Here is a 20,935-nt window from a genome sequence, read left to right as displayed (position 1 = left end):
AATAGGATTAGCTCTCTTCCCTCAAAAATCTTATTCTCTTATTAATTTTAACTTAAAAATATTCTAAAATACAAATATTTTACTTTTGAGACATATGATACATAGAACCTACTTCCGTGTAAAATACAAAATTAATCTGCTGCGAATTTCCTCAGCTGCCTGATATGCTAAATCTATTCCTGTTCCATCTCTTTCAACATTTGTTGCATATGATGTAAAAACAGCATTATATGATGTGTTTTGGTAAAACTTCTCTTCAATTAAAACCTTTTGGCTTTCTATATCAATTAACTTATATCGCACTAATTGATTAATATATTCCCTTAAAATATTGGAATTTTTGTCAATAGTAGCAGGCATAGTTGTTGTGATAAGCTCTGCCTTAAGTAGGTATTTTGCTTTTGTTTTCTGAGGTAAAATACTAGTTAAGCGATGATAAAATTCAGCCCCTTCAATTGTTTTAATCGACTCAACTTCAATAGATTCTAAATCATTATTTCTATTGTATTCTTCTCTATATACGGGCTTTAAGTTACAGCTACTTATTAGAAAGAATATTATTATAAATAAAGAATGCATAATTTTTATTTTTACTATATCGGTTTATTTCAGTTTTGTGAAGATTTTGTTGCACAACTTAATTATGTTATTCCCACAAAAGCGGAAATCCAGAAAAAAAATAGTTACCAACATTATATAAAAATTTGACATCTAATTTGCTTTAAAATTTTATAGATTCCTGCTTTCGCAGGTATGGACATAGAAATATTCTTGTGCAAGAAAATATAATAATGAGCCTTTGTAATAATTATGTAAATTCATATTGACATTTATAAATAAGACTTATATAGTATCGTCCAAGATTAATTTGTAAGGTATTATAATGATAATATATAAACTTGTTACAGCGTGCCAACATTCGTTCCAACATTTTCCAAAAGAAATAAAAATAACATTGGTAAAAATAAAAACACATTTTTCCTGGAAAAAAGAAGAAAAAGGCACGTTTACAGTATCTAACTCAATAGAAGATATTAAAGCACTCAACGTAAACACAGACGAATCTAAAACTGCAAAGATTACAAGAGGGGATTTAGAAAAATCTTGTAAGTTATATGAGGAAAAATTGGTAATATTAGCACAAAAACTATCATCAGCAGTACCAATTAATAATGATGATTATAACCCTCAAACAGAATATTACCCATTGATAGGAGAAGATGGAGTTATTACCAAGTATATTCCTACCACTGAGTTATAGTTTTTTAAGCTTAAAAACTTCATCGGTAAGTTCTAAGTACTTATAGTTCTTTATTAAAACACTTTCTATCTTCATTGCAAATTTAATACTTCATAAGTAATTATTTACAAGGAAGATATGGGTCCAAGCGCGTTAACGGTTTTAGTTGAAGTTTTTTAAAGCTTATCATTATTAATTTTAGAATTAGTTTGTTTTATTACTATTTTAATTTCTATATATTCTTCAAAATCTTTTTCCCAACTACACCATAAGCCTCTAGTAAATCGGTCTATAATATCCTGCTCACAATTTTGTAATATTTTCTATTATTGCCTTACTAGTTATAACGTGAGGAAGCAAGACCTGAAAGATCGTTTATCGTTACTAAGTAGGTTTTTCCTTTAATAAAATTTCAATAATTTCTTTACTTGCTGCAATTGTAGCATCCATTTGCTTCTAATATCCCTACTACTAAATCTTTTTTCACCATGTTCAACTGCTTCTGTAATACGGCATTGGGATTATTTTCAAGAGATACCTTGAATGCACTTTTAAAAGTTTTCATGCGCTTATTAATAATTTTGCCAACTCTTCTATAATCCTTACTGACATGGATTTCATTTCTCTATCTGAATAGGACGAATTTCGGCTTGGAGTTTTATATTAATTGCAATCTGATGTAGGTATTTGTTATTTTCTCATTAATACTCTTAAATTTATAATCTTATATTTAGGCTATATGAAGAAAAATTAATTAATATATTTTATTCTTTTTAGCTGTAAATTATAAGCTTTTAAATGAATAACTATTCCTACAAAAATCTTATTAATGTTTGCTCAATAATATCTAAATAAATAATTTAATGTTCCTTCACAGAGCCTTAAATATAAGATTATAAATTTAAGAGTATTAATGAGAAAATAACAACACAACAAATTAATGTTAATATATAGAATTAATTACTTAATGAAGTTTTATATTTTCCATATCCCAGTCATGAGAAATAGTATTATATTTCAATATATAAGGCTTAATATCTATAGAATCCAGAGTTACATCCGCAATCATATTATCATGTGATGAGATAAGTTCATTATAACCAAAATTAGCGTAATAAGGTTGATAATTTCTAAATCTAACCGTTATAAATTTCTCTTTAGTAATAGCAGGTAAGAATTTCACCAAATCATCAATATTATTTAATTTCAGATCTTTTATGTCAAGAATTTGCAACCTATAAACATTTTTATAATCTTTAGTAAAAAACGTTGGTATAGAGCTAAAGCTACTACCCGATTGAACAGAAGCTATACTTAAAGCTTTAAGCGGAATACCTGATTTATTACTAAAATAATCATCAGTTTCAAAAAATACGGCACCACCAAAATTTATCATTTTAGTGATTTTAGTACTATTTATATCATATAAATCTACTGCTTGTTCTAGCTTTTTTCCATCACGAAATATAGTAAGCTTAATAGCTATTCCTTTAAAATTATCCATTTCTTTATCAAATAATGCTAGATTACCACCAAGTTCTTTGTCATTTATGGCCCAAATAATATCACCGGCTTTTAAAAGCTTTTCAGCAGGCGATCCTGCTAGAATTGCTTTAACGCTTATCACTCTATTTCTACTATCAGGAAATTTATTTATATATTTATCCATTTCTTCTTTAGGAAAATTATGATGTTTAACTGCCTTATTTAAAGAATATAATTCACCTACTACCCCAATATGATTCCGCTTTGGTTCTTTATTATTCTTCAAACTTTCCAAAGTGCGAGCTACATAATTACCGTGCAACGCCAAAGCATGGGTTTTACCACCGCCATATAATACGCCTATAGCCTCAATCTTATCATTTAACACCGGTGAACCGCTAGCACCTCCTGTAGTATTTAAACTAATAACATAAGTACATTGCGGCATCATACCTGCAACATTATAAAGATCTGATAAGTAACCAGTATGGAAAGAAAAGCCTTGAGATTCGGTATTACCTACTACAAAAACTTTTTGATTTAATTTTGGAAGTTCACTTGCAAAAGATATTTGTGTCGCCGATACCGGTATGTCTTTACTCTCTACTTTTAGAATGGCATAATCTTGCCAAATATCGTAATAGATAAGTTTTGCTTCTGCCTGCTCACCGTTATAAAACGTAACAAAATAAGTTCCGATCGAAGCAATACCAACCACATGAGTATTAGTAATTATATAACCGTTTTGCTTATCGTTAATAAATCCAGTTCCAGTCCAACTTCTTGTATCTTCATAAGCCGATACAGCAATTCTAGTATCAATCGTTACAATTGCTTTCTTAGCTTTTTCAAATATAGTACTATTCATTTCTGCAGAAGCTAAAACTATCTTGTTAAAGAAAACTAAATTAATAATAAATAAAAGTTTTAGTACAATCGATAGTTTTGTCATTTTCACCTCTTGTAAAATCATTAAAGTCACACTATATCAAACAATAAAGTTATAACAAAATAGAAAATTTTAAGAAAACGAGGATTATTATGGGAAAAGTAATAGGTATTGACCTTGGTACTACTAACTCTTGCGTTGCGGTCATGGAAGGGAAAGAGCCAAAAGTAATAGAAAATTCAGAAGGTGAGAGAACTACACCATCAATAATAGCTTTTGCAAATGGCGAAAAATTAGTAGGGCAATCAGCTAAGAGACAAGCAGTAACTAACCCTCGCAATACTATATATGCAGTAAAGCGATTAATCGGTAGAAATTTTACTGATCCTATGGTTAAAAAAGACCAAGATATCGTACCATATAATATAGTTAAAGCCGATAACGGTGATGCATGGGTGGAAGCGGATAATAAAAAATATTCACCAAGTCAAATTAGTGCTTTTATTTTACAAAAAATGAAAGAAACTGCCGAGAATTATTTAGGAGAAAAAGTAACACAAGCAGTAATAACTGTACCTGCTTATTTTAATGATGCACAACGTCAAGCAACAAAAGATGCAGGCAAAATAGCAGGTCTTGAAGTGCTTAGAATAATTAACGAACCGACTGCAGCAGCTCTTGCTTACGGTTTTGACAAATCTGCAAGTAAGACTATTGCGGTTTATGATTTAGGCGGTGGAACGTTTGATATTTCAATCCTTGAAATCGGTGATGGTGTTTTTGAAGTAAAATCAACGAACGGTGATACATTCCTTGGCGGTGAGGATTTTGATACAAGAATATTAAACCATTTAATAGATGTATTTAAAAAAGCAAGCGGTATAGATTTACGTAATGATCCTTTAGCACTGCAACGTTTGAAAGAAGCAGCAGAAAAAGCTAAGAAAGAGCTATCCTCCGCAGTAACTACTGATATTAATTTACCTTATATTACGGCCGATAGTAGCGGCCCAAAACATTTAAATATCAAATTTACTAGAGCAGAACTTGAAAAATTAGTAGACGATTTAATTGAGAAAACCATCGAACCTTGTCACAAAGCATTAAAGGATGCAGGTTTAAAGCCTTCCGATATTCAGGAAGTAGTGTTAGTCGGTGGTATGACTAGAATGCCAAAAGTACAAGAAGCCGTAAAAAAATTCTTTGGACGTGAACCACATAAAGGCGTCAATCCCGATGAGGTTGTAGCTCTTGGTGCTGCTATCCAAGGTGGAGTGCTTAATAAAGAAGTAACGGATATATTACTATTAGATGTTACACCTTTATCCCTGGGTATTGAAACTCTTGGCGGTGTCTTTACTAGATTAATAGATCGCAATACTACTATCCCGACTAAAAAAAGCCAGGTATTCTCCACTGCCGATGATAATCAGCATGCCGTAACTATTAGAGTGTTCCAAGGTGAACGTGAAATGGCAAAAGATAATAAATTACTTGGTCAGTTTAATCTTGAGGGAATACCTCCTGCACCTAGAGGTGTGCCGCAAATAGAAGTAACATTTGATATTGACGTTAATGGAATAGTACATGTATCAGCTAAGGATAAAGCGAGCGGTAAGGAGCAAAAAGTAACTATTCAAGCCTCAGGAGGACTCAGTAATGCTGAAATTGAACAAATGGTTAAAGATGCTGAACAAAATGCTGATAAAGATAAAAAGCGTAAAGAACTTATTGAGGTAAAAAATGCTGCCGATAGTTTAGTTTATTCTACTGAAAAAACTTTAAAAGATTATAGCGATAAATTATCATCAGAAGATAAAGGACTAGTCGAAGAAGCACTAGCTGCTTTAAAAGCCGTTCTTGATTCGGAAGATGCAGCTTTAATTAAAGAAAAGACTGAAAGCTTAACTTTAGCTAGTATGAAAATTGGTGAAGCAATGTATAAAACACAAAGTGAAAGTCAGTCTTCTGAAGGCAATACTGCTAACAATGAAAAAGTAGTAGATGCCGATTTTAAGGATGTAGAAAAGAAGTAAAGCAAGTATTTTAATACTGTGGATTGACCACACGGTATCCAAAAAATATATAAATGGATTCCTAAGGTCCTGCGGTCAAGTCACAGGATGCCAACCATGTTTGTAAATTAAATTATGTCACAAGATTATTACCAAGTTCTAGGTGTGAGTAAAACAGCTAGTTCAGCTGAACTTAAAAAAGCTTACCACAAGCTAGCTAAACAATATCATCCCGATAATGCGGCAGCCGGAGATACGAATGCAGAGAAGAAATTTAAAGAAATCAATGCTGCTTATGACATTTTAAAAGATGAACAAAAAAGAGCAGCTTATGACCGTTTTGGGCATGATGCTTTTCAAAATCAACAATCACGAAGAGGAGCAGCAGGAGGGACTAGTGGTTTTCATCCCGATATTAATGATATTTTCGGTGACTTCTTTAGTGACTTTATGGGAGGTAGTAGAAGGTCACGTCCAACTTCAAGCAAAGTTAGAGGCTCAGATTTAAAATATGATCTAACAATTAATTTAGAAGAAGCATTTCACGGTATAGAAAAAAACATTAGCTTTTCTAGCGAAGTAAAATGCGACACTTGTCACGGTAGCGGTTCTGAAAAAGGTGAAACTGTAACAACTTGTGATGCTTGCAGCGGTCTTGGAGTAACTAGAATTCAGCAAGGGTTCTTTACGATCGAGCAAACTTGCCATAAATGCCAAGGCAATGGACAAATTATAAAAAATCCATGCAAAAAATGCCACGGCATGGGACGTTACCATAAGCAACGAAATTTATCAGTAAATATTCCTGCCGGTGTTGAAAATGGTACTAGAATAAAACACACAGGTGAAGGAGAAGCAGGTATTAGAGGCGGGAATAGCGGTGATTTATACGTTGATGTATCAATAAAACCTCATGATATTTATAAAGTAGACGGAGCAAATTTACATTGTAAACTACCTATTAGTTTTGTAAATGCCGCCCTTGGAGGGGAAGTAGAAGTACCGATCATTGAAGGCGGAAAAGTAAATTTAACAATTCCTGCAGGTACACAAAACGGCGATCAATTAAGACTACGCAGCAAAGGTATGTCTAAAATGCGATCAACTATTAGGGGTGATATGCTTACACATATTCATGTTGAAGTACCTAAAAATTTATCTAAAAGACAGCGTGAGTTGTTAGAAGAATTCAAAAAAGAATCCATAAGTGAAAAAGAAAACGATAGCAGCTTTTTTAACAAAATGAAAAGCTTATGGTCATAAATTTTGCTTTACTATCCTATAGAAATAAAACCTGTGATGTTATAAAATAATTATTTACATAATGTGACCTGAGGTTTCTATGTATCATAAAAATTAAGGACGATTACCTGATTCAGTAAAAGAAATATCTTTCGGACCATATACTAAGGATATTTATCGCGAAGCTTTTAATCATGCATTAATCAATATAATGGTACCAATAAAACGATAAAAGATGTAAGGATGATTCAAGAGAAGCAGTTGTTATACAAAGTATGCATGGTCAACCGTTGAAAAACAATACAATAAAAATGATAAAGGACACTAGGTAGAGAAATTAAGTCCAAAAAATTATAAGTTTATGAGATTTTAAATTGAACCCTTGAAATTCGACAAACCTATATGTATATTGAGGTATTAACTGAATTTAAGTTCTTATGAAATTAGCAAAATTATTAAGTGTCCTGTTCATTATAGGACTATTTTTAAGTGGCTGTAAAAGCAAAAAAAACAATGATGATATAGTAGTTCCTATTACAACTCTTTATAACGAAGGTATTACTTTGTTAGAAAAGAAAAAATATAAGAAAGCTGCAGAAGAATTTGGAAGAGTATTTTATCAACATCCAGGTAATGAAATAACGCCACAAGCTGAATTGATGCAGGCTTATTCTTTATTCCTTGCTACTCAATATGAAGAAGCAGTTGATATACTTGATACGTTTATTAATTTGCATCCTGCAAATGTTGATATTGCTTATGCATATTACCTTAAAGCTCTATCATATTATATGTTGATTTCTGATGTAAAACATGATCACTCTAGAACTCTCCTTGCTAAAGACAGTTTTAAAGACGTAATAGACAAATTCCCAAATACCAAATATGCTATTGATGCATCTTTAAAAATTGACCTAGTAAATGATCATCTAGCAGCTAAAGAGATGATGGTAGGTCGTTTTTACTTAAAGAAAAAAAATCCTATGGCAGCAATTAACAGATTTGAAGAGGTAATTAATAATTATCAAACTACTTCTCATTCGCTAGAAGCTCTTTACCGTTTAGCTGAAAGCTACATGATACTCGGACTACCAGATGAAGCAAAAAAATATGCCTCAATACTAGGTTATAACTACCCCGAGAGTCATTGGTATAGTTATGCATATAAGTTAGTCAAGTAGTATGATATCGGTAAATATGAAGAAGAGTTATATGAAGATCAACTTTAAAAAGAGTAAGGAATTTACAAGGCAAGGAGTGGAGCGTATATTATTATTAATACGTAGCTCCCTGCACTCTTGTAGAATAACAATACCAATTTTTGAAGTGATATATTAGTATAATTATGCTCCAGAGTATTTTAGTTAAGAATTTCATTCTAATAGACGAGCTGGAAATTGAGTTTAATAAAGGTTTATGTGTTATTACCGGTGAGACAGGAGCCGGTAAGTCTATTTTGCTTGATGCTATTTTATTTTGCCTAGGTTATAAAACTTCACACAACATAATAAAGCATGGAAAAGATTACGCTGCTGTTAATATAATATTCATTTTAAATGAAAAAATTAAAAATTTTCTACTCAAAAATTTTATTGAACCTGAAGAGTTATTACTTGTAAAGTGTTTGCAAAAAGCCGAGGGACGCAAAAATTTCTTCATTAATAATCAAGTAGTTAATAAGACTATTATGCAACAATTAGCTACTTACTTATTTGAGCTTTATGGACAAAATAATAATATTTCGCTTCTAGAAGCAAATACGCAGCGTGATATTTTAGACAGTTACGGAAATCTTTTGGACTTCCGAGCAGAGCTTACCAAATGTTATCAGGTTTGGCAAGATACTCGGAAAGAAATTGCTGAAATAACACTTAAACACAATTCTATAAAACAAGAAATTGATTATTTAAACTTTGCAACGGAAGAATTATCTAAGTTGAACATTCAAATAGGTGAAGAAGAAAAATTATCAAATATACGAAAAGATTTGCAAAATAAAGATAAAGAGTTACAACTAATAAAAGGTATTCTAGAACAGATTAACAATCCCGAAATAAATATTTCAATTAATAGAGCAGAAAAATTATTAGCAAGACAAGGTCAACATGAACATTTTAAAACTATCGCTACAAGTTTAGAAGAAGCCTATAATAATTTAGAAATAGCACGCCAAAAATTATCAAACCTGTTAGATAGGTTTAATTATGAGGAATATAATCTTGAAGAAATAGAAGAAAGATTATTTTTAATAAAAGCTATTAGTCGTAAATATAATGTTCCTGCTGATGAGTTAGGTGTATTTTTAGATAAATCTTTAGAGCAGCTCAGTATATTAAAAAATAAAATAACAAATATCAATGAGTTAAAAGCTCAAGAAGTGCTATTGCAGAAAAAATATTATGAACTAGCAAGCGGTTTATCTACAAAGCGTCTTATTGCTGCAAAACATCTAGAAGAATCGTTGCATCAGGAGCTACAACAGCTTAAAATGGCAAAAGCAATCTTTAGAATTGAAATAACTACTAGAAAAGAACTGACAGCGTGTGGTAATGACGATATTGTGTTTAAGGCTTCTACTAACCCTGGAACAACAGCGGAAGCAATCAATAAAATTGCTTCCGGCGGTGAATTATCAAGGTTCATGCTTGCTTTAAAAACTGCTCTATTTGATAAAATGTTAAAACCGTCTATTATATTTGATGAAATAGATGTTGGAATCGGCGGTGCAGTTGCAGATAAAGTAGGTGAGAGATTAAAAAATCTTAGTACTTTTACTCAAGTAATAGTTATTACACACCAACCTCAAGTAGCAGGTAAAGCCGACTTACATATCAAAATTGAGAAAACGCAGCTAGAAAATGAAACAAAGGTAACGGCAAAAACTTTGAATTTATCTGAAAGACAAGAGGAACTTGCCCGCATGATTTCAGGTAAAACAATTACCGAGGCAAGTTTAAAGGCAGCAAAGGAATTGTTGCATTTGTATTAGTATTCATTGTCATCCCGCGACTTAATCAAGGGATTTAGAGAAGTAATCTATGATACTAGTAACTTTTATTACTAGATCCCGCCATAAGTTTGTGGAATGACACTAAATGTTTTAGATACCTGCTTTCACGGGAATGACATCGAAGTCGTACGACAAAACATACAATAGAAGAAAATATGAACAACTACACAAAATTAGAAAATGAATTTTCAAACATCTCTCATTTTAATAATATTCTAAGCATATTATACTGGGATATTGCTGTGAATATGCCTATAGGTTCAGGTGAGAGTCGCAGCAACGAAATAGTAACTTTAACGTCGCATGTTCATGCAATGCTCAAATCTCCTATCCTACAAGAGCTACTTAGCAAGGCAAAAGAAGAATCAAAAAACCTTAACTATTGGCAAAATGCTAATATTAGAGAGATTGAGAGAAAGGTAAAAGATGCAAATTGTGTTGATGAGCAACTACAAAAGAAGTTAGTCGCTGCTACTAATAAAGCAGAACTTGTTTGGCGAGAAGCAAGAAAAAACAATGACTATAATTTATTCAAACCGCACTTACAAAAAGTTTTATATTATACGAAAGAAATAGCAAAAGCACGAGCAGATGTTTTTAATTGCAGATTATATGACTCATTAATAGATATGTATGATCCAAGCAGGCAAAGTAGCGAGATCAAGCAAGTTTTTTCAGTACTTAAAAAAGCACTTCGGGTACTTATAAATAAAGTTTTAGAAAAGCAAAATAGTACAAAAGAATTAGTAAAGAATATTAGACTAGATCCTGAGATACAAAAGTGTATCGGAAAACGCATTATAGAAATTATGCAGTTTGATCTGAAAAAAGGACGACTTGACGAATCACTTCATCCTTTTTGCGGTGGCACACCAAACGATATACGTTTAACTACTAGGTATGATAAAGACAATTTCATAAGCGGTTTAATGGGGATTATTCATGAAACAGGTCATGCTTTATATGAGCAGAATCTACCAGAAATGTATAAAGGACAACCGGTAGGACTTGCTAAAGGTATAGCTTTTCATGAAAGCCAGTCTTTATTTATGGAGATGCAAATAGGTAGATCAAGAGAATTTACAGAATTTTTAGCCAAATTACTGCACAATGAATTTAATATAAAAGGCAAAGAATATTCAGCAGAAAATTTATATAGAAAAATTACAAGAGTTATGCCTGATTTTATAAGAGTGGATGCAGATGAACTAACTTATCCAATGCATGTAATATTACGTTTCGAGATTGAAGAACTGCTAATCAATGGTGATTTAAACCTTGATGAGTTACCAAACTTTTGGGACAGTAAGATGGAAGAATATTTAGGTATTAAACCGTCAAGTTTCAGTAACGGCTGTCTCCAAGACATTCATTGGTCACACGGAAGTTTCGGTTACTTTCCCGCCTATACAAATGGTGCAATTATTGCTTCAATGGTGATGAAAAAAGTACAAGAGATACACCCAAATATAAAAGAGGATATATTAAAGGGTGATTTTAGTAATCTAAATAATTATCTAAATAAGAATTTTAGAAATCTCGGTTCGTTAAAAAATTCAACCGATTTATTAAAAAGTGTTAGCGGTGAGGACAAGATAAACCCTGAAGGGTATATCAAGTATTTAGAGAGGAAGTATTTATAGTAAACACCGTCATGAGCTCAGTGATTGAAGACTTTACCGCATGGATAGGTAAAACCCGCTGTGTCACCACATAACTTGACCACAGGGTATAAAAAACAACTTAGAGTGTGCATTATTTTGATATTTCTAACTGGATCCCACGATCAAGTTTCAGGATGAAAAGAGTGGAAATCATTCTACACAACAATACCTCCTTGCAATGATGTATTTACGATAAAAAATCAAATAATATAAACAACAATATGAACAAATATTTAAAAACAACAGACTTCTTATTTGGCGGGAATGCTGTTTTTGTTGAAGAGCTATATAGACAATATTTAACAAATCCCGCTTCAGTTGATCAAACTTGGCTAGACTTTTTTTCTCAGGTTAAAGACAATAATGAATATTTGTTTAATAAAAGTACAGCAAAAATAATTATCTCTGATGATACTAAAACAGAATTGTTAAATAATAATCTATCTGCTGAAAGCTTAAATAGTTTCAAAGCTAAAGAAATGATAAATGCTTATCGCAAGCATGCTCATTATTTAGCAAATCTTGACCCGCTTGGTCTTGAAATACGTAAAACAAAAAATGATTTAAAGCTTAATATCGAAACTTTTGGTTTTGATAGCGGTCAGCTAGAAGAAAATATTAATATTAGAGATGAATTTGTGGGTACTTGGAACTGCAAATTATCTGAATTAGTGACCAAGCTTGATAAAATTTATACAAATTCTATAGGTATAGAGTTTGAACAAGTAGAAAATGTAGAAGAAAAAACCTGGTTATATAATAAGCTAGAACACGATGTTACCTTTTCTTCTGAAGACAAAAAAACTATCTTAAATGATTTAGTAGAAGTAGAAGGGTTTGAACAATATCTACATATAAAATTCCCTGGAGCTAAGCGTTTTTCCATTGAGGGTGGTGATGCTTCTATAGTCGCCATGAGTAAAGCTATAGATTTATCTATGCATCAAGGTGTTGAAGAAGTTGTCATCGGTATGGCACATCGAGGGAGGTTAAACACCCTGACTAAAGTAGTTGGCAAACCATATAAAGCCGTTATTGCAGACTTCATAAGCGGCAACACATTTCCTGATGAGCTAAATGTTTCAGGCGATGTAAAATATCACTTAGGCTATTCCTCGGATAGAGTCATAGGGGATAAGAAAATACATTTATCATTAGCCGATAATCCATCGCATTTAGAGGCAGTAAACCCTATAGTTGCAGGAAAAGTAAGAGCAAAGCAAGATATACTTAAAGATACTAAACGTAATAAAGTCAAAGCTATTTTAGTGCATGGTGACGCTGCTTTTTGCGGTCAAGGTGTAGTAGCAGAGAGTCTAGCAATGTCACCTTTAGCCGCTTATGATATCGGCGGGATATTACATTTTGTCATTAATAATCAGCTAGGTTTTACAGCAAATGCTACGGATATTAGAGCGAGTAGATATTCTACAGAGTTCGCTAAAATAATAGCTGCTCCAATTTTACACGTTAACGGTGACGATATAGAGGCAGTGTTAAAAGCAACTAATATTGCTGTAGAATATAGGCAGAAATTTGGTAAAGATGTTGTAGTAGAAATTGTTTGTTACCGAAAATACGGGCATAATGAGGGTGACGAACCGATGTATACACAAGGCAAGATGTATAACATTATTAAAAGAAAACCTACCCCTGGAAATATTTATGCAAATAAGTTAGTAAAAAGTGGTATAATTGATAATAATTATTTTCCTAAATTAAAAGAAGAATTTAAAGCAAAGCTAGATAATGAATATGAGCAGGCTAAAAGTTATAAACACGAAGCTCATTTCTTAGGCGGTTTATGGCAAGGCATTTCTCGTACTCTCAAATCTACTGCAGTAACAGGTATAAATAAAGAAATATTACAAGATTTAGGAAGTAAACTATGCGAAATACCGAAAAATTTTGCTGTTAATCCAAAACTTGTAAAATTATTTGATAATAGAAAGGCTAGTTTAACTATAGACCAGACTATTGACTGGGCGACGGCAGAGCAGTTAGCTTTCGCAACGCTGCTTAATACAGGAACTTATATAAGATTAACAGGACAGGATTCAGGACGCGGTACTTTCTCGCATCGTCATTCGGTATTGCATCACCAAATTGACGATACTACCTATATACCTTTAAATAATTTATCGGAAAAGCAAGCAAAATATGAGGTAACCAATAGTAATTTATCTGAATATGCAGCGCTTGGTTTTGAATACGGTTATTCTTTAGTAAATCCTAAAAACCTGATTTTGTGGGAGGCACAATTCGGCGATTTTGCTAATGGAGCTCAAATTATTTTTGATCAGTTTATTTCAAGCAGTGAAACTAAATGGCTTTGTATGAGCGGGCTTGTGGTTTTGTTACCTCATGCATTTGAGGGACAAGGACCAGAGCATAGCTCGGCAAGGCTTGAGAGATTTTTACAATTAGCTGCAGCAGATAACATGTATGTTACATATCCTACTACTCCTGCTTCAATTTTTCATCTGCTACGTCGCCAAATACTCGATGATACCCGCAAACCATTAATTGTAATGTCACCGAAATCATTATTACGTCATAAATATGCTGTATCTAAACTTGATGAGATAGGTGAAAATACTACTTTCTTACCAGTTTTAGATGAAGTAAATAAAGTAGATGCAAACAATATTACAAAAGTAATTTTATGTAGTGGCAAGGTATATTATGATTTGTTGGAAATGCGTGGGAATAATAGTAATATAGCGATTATTAGGTTAGAACAATTATATCCTTTTGAAAAAAAGGTTGTAGCATCATTATTAAAAAAATATAATAGGACACAGGAATTTATTTGGTGTCAGGAAGAACCGAAAAATATGGGAGCCTGGCTTTATATAGTTTCTCATTTAAACGATGCTTTAAAAGAAGCTGGAATTAATAACGAATTTAAATATGTAGGTAGAGAGGAATCAGCCTCCCCTGCAGTAGGTTCGCTGCAAGTACATAATAAACAGCAAGAAAAATTGCTAAAAGCAGCTATAAAGGTTTGAATATTGTGGTTAGATAGTTTGAAAAATTAAGTTGTCATAACGCGCCTTGATCTCAGGATCGCGTGTAAAATACTAAAATTATTAGTATTCTCTATTGTTTTTCTGGATACTGTAGTCAAAACACAGTTATAATACCGAATACGTTTTTCGATTTTTGAGGAGTAAATAAATTATGAGTATTAAAATTATAGTACCGTCACTTGGGGAATCTGTAACGGATGCAACTATTGCCAAGTGGTATAAGAAAGAAGGTGATTCAGTTATAACCGATGACCTACTGTTAGAAATCGAAACCGAAAAAGTAACGTTAGAAGTTAATGCTCCTTGCAGCGGTACTATAGGTAAAATATTGAAAACTGACGGTGAAAATGTTACAATTGGTGAAGAAATAGCTGAAATAAATGAAGGAGTGGTTGCAAGTACTGACAGTACTAATAATGAATCTGCAAACCCTCAAGCAGCCATGCAAAATACTTCAGAAAAGGCTGTAGCGAAACCTGCCGTTGCTAATAATATTCTTGCCCCTTCTGTACAAAAATTAGTTACCGAAAATCAGCTTGATCCAAATAACATAAAAGGTACAGGTAGAGACAGTAGGATTACCAAAGGTGACGTGCTTGAAATACTAAACGCTCCGACTGTAACTACTTCTACTCCTACAATGAGTAAATCTAATGAAGATAGGGTCCAACGTGTTCGTATGTCACGTTTACGTAAAACTATTGCACAACGCTTGAAAGATTCACAAAATACGGCAGCTATTTTGACTACTTTCAATGAAATCGATATGTCAAAAGTAATTGCCTTGCGTAATCAATATAAAGAAGAGTTTGAGAAAAAGCATGCTGTGAAACTTGGATTTATGTCGTTTTTTGTCAAAGCAACTATAGAAGCTTTAAAGCTTATTCCATCGGTAAATGCTGAAATAAACGGCAATGATTTAGTATATAAAAATTATTACGATATAGGAGTAGCTGTCGGAACAGAGCAAGGGCTTGTCGTACCTGTTGTGAGAGACGCTGATAAAATGGGATTTGCTGAAGTAGAAAAAGCGATAGGAACTTTGGCTAAAAAGGCACGTGAAGGCAAGCTTTCTATGACTGACTTGTCAGGAGGGACATTTTCGATTTCTAACGGCGGCGTATATGGCTCATTATTATCCACGCCAATTATTAATCCCCCTCAATCAGGTATTTTAGGTTTACACAAAACTGAGGAAAGAGCCGTAGTTATAGACGGTAAAATTGAAGTGCGTCCGATGATGTATATAGCTTTATCCTATGATCATCGTATAATTGATGGAAAAGAAGGAGTATCGTTCTTGGTAAAAATTAAGCAGCTCATTGAGAATCCTGAGAAATTATTGTTAAACTTATAATTACACTCGTTTTAATTTAAATTGGGTAAGTTGTTTTTCATTTTGAATCCTCAAGTAAGTTTTACTACGTTACGGTTGGTTAAAAATATCAAAACACCTTGCTCTTTTCCAAATTAAATTTCATTTATCTACTTTTCATTTATTAGGAGTATATATCATGATAAAATGTACTCGTCGCATTGAATTTGATTCGGGACATAGAATTATTGGACATCAAAATAAATGTCAGTTTTTACATGGCCATCGCTATGTTCTTGAGATAACTATAGCTGCAAATAAAACCGATAAACTTGGTATGGTAATCGATTTTAGTTTAATTAAGGATTTGGTAAAAAAATGGATTGATGAAAATTTTGATCATAGCCTAATTCTACATCAAGACGATAAGGAAATGGGACAGCAAATAGAACATTGTACCGGTCAAAAAATATATTACATGAACAATAACCCGACTGCTGAAAATATAGTAATACATTTAAAAGATGAAATTTTTCCTAAACTTTTCATAAACCAAAAGTTCTCTATTACTAGCCTCAAACTATTTGAAACACCTAATTGTTTTGTTGAGGTTTAGACATGTATCTCGGTAAAATGAAGAGGGGTTATATGCAGACCAACTTTGAAGATAGTAAGGAATCTATAAGCCGAGGTACGAATCAGACAAAAATACTGGAACATCCTAGTACTCATAAAGAGGACATAGTCAATTTCTCAAGTTCATCGAATATACAAGATTATTGTTTAATTTTAACTACTACTAATGATTTGCAAATTGCCAAGAAAATAGCATCTATTTTGTTAGAATTAAATCTTGCTGCCTGCATTCAGATTGATGATGTCAACAGTTACTTTAGATGGGATGGTAGAGTAACTTTAGAAACCGAACATAGACTTATAATTAAAGCAAAATCTTCTAATTATGACGAACTTGAAAACAAAATCATTTCAATTCATAATTATGAATTACCACAAATAATAAAAATAAATATTGACTATGGCTTTAAAAAGTACTTAGAATGGATTGACCAAAATAGTAAATAAATTTATAGTTAAACAAATTTAAAATTAAGTAAATAAATTATGAAATTATGGCAAAAAGTTACCTTAGGGTTAATCTTAGGTATAATATTTGGTATATACTTACCACAATATGTTAATTATATTAAACCTATTGGTGACATTTTCTTACGTTTGATAAAAATGATCATTACTCCTTTAATTTTCTTCAGTTTGGTTTCTGGTATCACTAGTATGAACGATACTTCCACACTCGGTAGAGTAGGAATGAAAGCGGTAGCCGCTTTTTTAGGTACTACTTTTTTTGCCACGATTTTTGGACTCACTGTTGCCTTAGTATTAAAGCCTGGAGTAGGCCTACATATTATAGATCTTGCCTATTCAGGAACGACAAGTAGAACTTCATTTAATATAATTGATTTTTTTGTAAATATTGTCCCTGATAATGCAGTTGGAGCTTTTGCAAACGGCGATGTCTTACAAGTTGTATTTTTTGCTATTTTTGTTGGAATTACCTTAAATAAAATGAAATCTATCAGTGAACCTATTACTGATTTAATTCATGTAATGTCAAAATTAATATTAAAAATGATATCGTTTGTTATTCAATTATCCCCTTACGGTGCTTTTGCCTTAACAGGCTGGATTGTAGGTATGCAAGGAGTTGAGGTAATGATTAGTTTATCAAAACTTGTTGTAGCGGTAGTTGTGGCTATGACGTTTCAATATTTAGTTTTTGGCTTACTTATATATGTATTCTGCCGTGTTTCCCCCATACCTTTTTATAAGAAAAGTTTTGAGTATCAGATGCTTGCTTTTGCTACTTCAAGTAGTAAAGCAACTCTTGCAACTACTATGCAAGTTTGTCGTGAAAAACTTGGCATTTCAGAGTCTAGTACTGCGTTCGTACTTCCAATAGGTGCATCAATTAATATGGATGGCTTTGCTATAAATTTATCTCTTACTACTATATTTTTTGCTCAGATGATGGGAGTAACACTTGCTCCTCATGACTATTTAGTAATTATTCTCACTTCAACACTTGGCTCTATCGGCGGTGCTGGTATTCCTGGTGCCTCTTTAATAATGCTTCCTATGGTTCTTTCTTCGGTTCACTTACCCATAGAGGGAGTAGCAATTATTGCCGGTATTGACCGAATACTTGATATGCTCCGTACTACTATCAATATTACCGGCGATGCAACAATTACTATGATTATAGACAACAGCGAAAATACTTTAGATAAGGAAGTATATTTATCTTAATATACTCTACTCGTTCAAATTGGACTTAGCTACCTTGCTTTGTCTATCCCTTAATGCTCACGTATTTAGTATACGCGGTGCTCTTCAGCTTATATATTGCTACTGCTCTTTGCCAAGTTGAACTTCATGCCCCCAACTCTTCATTTCATATTATACTTGTTACATATCTTTAATATATTTCAACTTTTGATTTTAGAGCCTGAAGTATGTATTTAGCTATATTAACTTGAAGTTGATTATATATATTAAATTTCATAAATAGCACCATCAAAAAGGTGTGTATTATAAATAATAGAGCTTTACCGGAATCATCTTTGCATTCTATAGCCGAGAGTAGTTGTTAATTGGGAAAATATACTATAAAAAAGTCCTTTTCAGATTATCACTACTAAAGGTTTAATCCAAAAATTAAAACTCAAAACTATAATTAAATTTATTACCCTTGGGTTTGACGGGCATATAAAGTTTATTGGTAAAAGACGGAAAAGTTATTAGTATAGATATCGGTTTTGAAAATATTAATCAAACTCTAAAATAAGATAATAGAATATAATTCTTACAGGGTGATTAATAAAGTAGAAATAATACGCCCAAAAGAAAAAATATATAAAATAGAGTATATTCTATACTTTTAATAATGCTAATGGTTATTACAGCAGAAAAAAAGATGGATACTATTCCTGAAATACAAAGAGTAGTAGAGTTGTTAAATAAAATTTTGTAGACCAAAAATCTATTCAAAATTATATATATTGCTTCCAGTAATATCATTAAAATGGTTTGACATACAAGAATAACAACTGGATGGAAAAGATTGTTATTTTATTATAAAATATTCATATTGGCAAATTCTGCTCAACCTTAGGATATATGGATAGATAGTTTTATGTAAATCATGTAAAAACACCATTACAAACATGCGTAGAATGCATGATAATCTAGAAAACTTCTAAGATTACCGCATGTTGCCTAACGCAACTCCTAACAATAACATATAATTTTCTGTCCGATATATTTAACCATCAATTTCTACTTTTTATAAGGTAGCAAATTACAAAAAATTACTATTGGAACCAATCTTATCCAAACTTAAAGATTAAATCAGGATTATTTCTTTCTGCGGCTAACATCATTCTGGACTAGCTATTCATATCCTAAATTAGGACGCATTCCCTGATTAATTAAAAATTCGGCAATTTTTATATTATTATTCTCGATATAGCATAATCTAGAAAAGTTCAACCCAAGCATGTTTTGTTTACTCCATATCCCTTATCTATCTTTTTTACTTTATCGATATTATCTGCATTAATAGCTATCTGCTAACGATATAATTGAATTCCCAACTTTCTGATCATACTCGATACTTTCATATACATTTTTTCACTCTTATACTCAAGTTTACATTCCATCCCATGAATAGAAGTAAAAATAATTATAAACTTTAAAATTACTTGATCAATCTAGATACTATGTAACTATGCAGCATTAAACCTTTATCGGTAAGATAAAAATTTTTATCTAACTTAATTAAGTCTTGGTTTTGATAATGTTTCAGATTATTCATATCTAAAATATTTTCTAATTTTGTATTTAATTTCTGCTCTAATGTAGCAATATCTATGCCACTTTTAAGACGCAATCCCATTATTAACATTTCTTCAATAATTTCTTGATGTGTTAACTTAATGTTAGTTTGAATACCAACATTTTTTGTTTTAACTGAGTCTAACCATTTTTCAGGTTTATGCCACATCATAATTGCTGATACTGAACTTGAGGATTCAATGATTCTACTATGAGCTCCAGGACCTATACCTAAGTAACTATTATAATTCCAGTAAGTTAAATTATGTAAACATGCCTGGCTCGCTAGAGCATAATTAGATATCTCATATCTAAAATATTTTTTAGATTCTAGATAATGGTTTGTCCATTCATACATTTCAGCTGCTTCATCCGAATGTGGCAAAACCAGGTTACCGTCCTTAAATAATTTATAAAATGGTGTGCCTTTTTCAATATTCAACTGATAAAGAGAAATATGTGAGGTAGCAAGCTGTATTGCTTGTTTTAATTCTTCTTTCCAATCTTTTAATGTCTGACCGCTACGTGCATATATTAAATCAAATGATACTCGTGGGAAAATCGTATTGGCCACCTCAATTGTTTTAATGGCTTGCATACAATCATGGGTTCTACCTAGTGTTTTTAAATCATCTTCTTTTAAGGATTGTACTCCAATTGAAACACGATTAATTCCTGCAGATTTAAATGCTTTAAACTTTTCAGTTTCAAATGATGTGGGATTTGTTTCTAGAGTTATCTCAGTTTGCTGATCAATAATTGCTATATTACTAATTTTATTTATTATTACTTCCACTATTATAGGATTCATTAATGAAGGGGTGCCACCACCAAAAAAAATAGATTTTATATATTTATTTTGAATAATGGCCTTAAAATACTCAATTTCCCTTTCATATGACCTAAGCCACTGATCATGATCTATAGTGCTTGCCAAATGAGAATTAAAATCACAATAAGGGCATTTTGACACACAAAACGGCCAATGAATATAAATACTTAAATCATCTGCTGTAACTTTCATATTTTATATTTTTAAAAAATGCAGATACTTTATGTTTAGTTTCTCAATTTCTTCTTTTTTTAAATCCAGTTGAGACAATTATCAAGTCAATCTTCAAACCAGCTTTG

14 protein-coding genes are annotated in these 20,935 nt (G+C 32.0%); 11 read left to right on the top strand and 3 right to left on the bottom strand.

The features are described from left to right. Positions 1 to 108: 108 nt before the first annotated feature. Positions 109 to 579: a hypothetical protein gene (locus AAGW17_RS02500; protein ID WP_347939352.1), complete on the bottom strand. Its 471-nt coding sequence runs from the start codon at positions 577 to 579 to the stop codon at positions 109 to 111. A 304-nt stretch (positions 580 to 883) separates the two neighbouring features. On the opposite strand from AAGW17_RS02500, the gene AAGW17_RS02495 reads away from it, so the two are divergent. Then, a complete protein-coding gene (locus tag AAGW17_RS02495; RefSeq protein WP_347939351.1) occupies positions 884 to 1,261 on the top strand; it encodes a hypothetical protein in 378 nt (125 codons plus the stop codon). A gap of 943 nt (positions 1,262 to 2,204) precedes the next feature. Here the strand turns inward: AAGW17_RS02495 and AAGW17_RS02490 are convergent. Further along, the gene (locus tag AAGW17_RS02490) at positions 2,205 to 3,698 is read right to left on the bottom strand and encodes a S1C family serine protease (protein WP_347939350.1); all 1,494 of its coding nucleotides are present in this window, start codon (positions 3,696 to 3,698) and stop codon (positions 2,205 to 2,207) included. A gap of 68 nt (positions 3,699 to 3,766) precedes the next feature. On the opposite strand from AAGW17_RS02490, the gene dnaK reads away from it, so the two are divergent. The 10 genes from dnaK (at position 3,767) to AAGW17_RS02435 (ending at position 18,217) form a co-directional block, all read left to right on the top strand. Beyond that, positions 3,767 to 5,650 carry a molecular chaperone DnaK gene (gene dnaK / locus AAGW17_RS02485; protein ID WP_347939349.1) on the top strand — a complete coding sequence of 628 codons (1,884 nt, stop codon included), beginning with the start codon at positions 3,767 to 3,769 and terminating at the stop codon, positions 5,648 to 5,650. Positions 5,651 to 5,764: 114 nt separating this feature from the next. Further along, entirely contained in the window at positions 5,765 to 6,892 is a 1,128-nt protein-coding gene (dnaJ, locus tag AAGW17_RS02480; RefSeq protein WP_347939348.1) for a molecular chaperone DnaJ, read from the top strand. Between the two features lie 416 nt (positions 6,893 to 7,308). Beyond that, positions 7,309 to 8,052: an outer membrane protein assembly factor BamD gene (locus AAGW17_RS02475; protein ID WP_347939347.1), complete on the top strand. Its 744-nt coding sequence runs from the start codon at positions 7,309 to 7,311 to the stop codon at positions 8,050 to 8,052. A gap of 164 nt (positions 8,053 to 8,216) precedes the next feature. Next, positions 8,217 to 9,860 carry a DNA repair protein RecN gene (recN, locus tag AAGW17_RS02470; RefSeq protein WP_347939346.1) on the top strand — a complete coding sequence of 548 codons (1,644 nt, stop codon included), beginning with the start codon at positions 8,217 to 8,219 and terminating at the stop codon, positions 9,858 to 9,860. A 176-nt stretch (positions 9,861 to 10,036) separates the two neighbouring features. Then, entirely contained in the window at positions 10,037 to 11,524 is a 1,488-nt protein-coding gene (locus AAGW17_RS02465; RefSeq protein ID WP_347939345.1) for a carboxypeptidase M32, read from the top strand. A 242-nt stretch (positions 11,525 to 11,766) separates the two neighbouring features. Then, positions 11,767 to 14,556, top strand: coding sequence for a 2-oxoglutarate dehydrogenase E1 component (locus tag AAGW17_RS02460; RefSeq protein WP_347939344.1), 2,790 nt, complete (start codon positions 11,767 to 11,769; stop codon positions 14,554 to 14,556). A gap of 172 nt (positions 14,557 to 14,728) precedes the next feature. Continuing rightward, positions 14,729 to 15,934 (top strand): 2-oxoglutarate dehydrogenase complex dihydrolipoyllysine-residue succinyltransferase, encoded by a 1,206-nt coding sequence (gene odhB, locus AAGW17_RS02455; RefSeq protein ID WP_347939343.1) that lies wholly within the window; start codon positions 14,729 to 14,731, stop codon positions 15,932 to 15,934. 157 nt (positions 15,935 to 16,091) lie between these two features. Continuing rightward, positions 16,092 to 16,508, top strand: coding sequence for a 6-pyruvoyl trahydropterin synthase family protein (locus tag AAGW17_RS02450; RefSeq protein WP_347939342.1), 417 nt, complete (start codon positions 16,092 to 16,094; stop codon positions 16,506 to 16,508). A gap of 152 nt (positions 16,509 to 16,660) precedes the next feature. Further along, positions 16,661 to 16,975 (top strand): divalent-cation tolerance protein CutA, encoded by a 315-nt coding sequence (cutA, locus tag AAGW17_RS02440; protein WP_347939393.1) that lies wholly within the window; start codon positions 16,661 to 16,663, stop codon positions 16,973 to 16,975. Between the two features lie 39 nt (positions 16,976 to 17,014). Continuing rightward, entirely contained in the window at positions 17,015 to 18,217 is a 1,203-nt protein-coding gene (locus AAGW17_RS02435) for a dicarboxylate/amino acid:cation symporter (RefSeq protein ID WP_347939341.1), read from the top strand. Positions 18,218 to 19,667: 1,450 nt separating this feature from the next. Here the strand turns inward: AAGW17_RS02435 and hemW are convergent. Continuing rightward, the gene (hemW, locus tag AAGW17_RS02430; protein ID WP_347939340.1) at positions 19,668 to 20,828 is read right to left on the bottom strand and encodes a radical SAM family heme chaperone HemW; all 1,161 of its coding nucleotides are present in this window, start codon (positions 20,826 to 20,828) and stop codon (positions 19,668 to 19,670) included. Positions 20,829 to 20,935: the final 107 nt, after the last annotated feature.

The sequence above is a fragment of the Rickettsia sp. Oklahoma-10 genome (assembly GCF_039954865.1).
Classification (GTDB): Bacteria; Pseudomonadota; Alphaproteobacteria; order Rickettsiales; family Rickettsiaceae; genus Rickettsia; species Rickettsia oklahomensis.
Note: the sequence above shows the minus strand (reverse complement) of the source record. Positions and strands in the feature narration are given on the sequence as shown.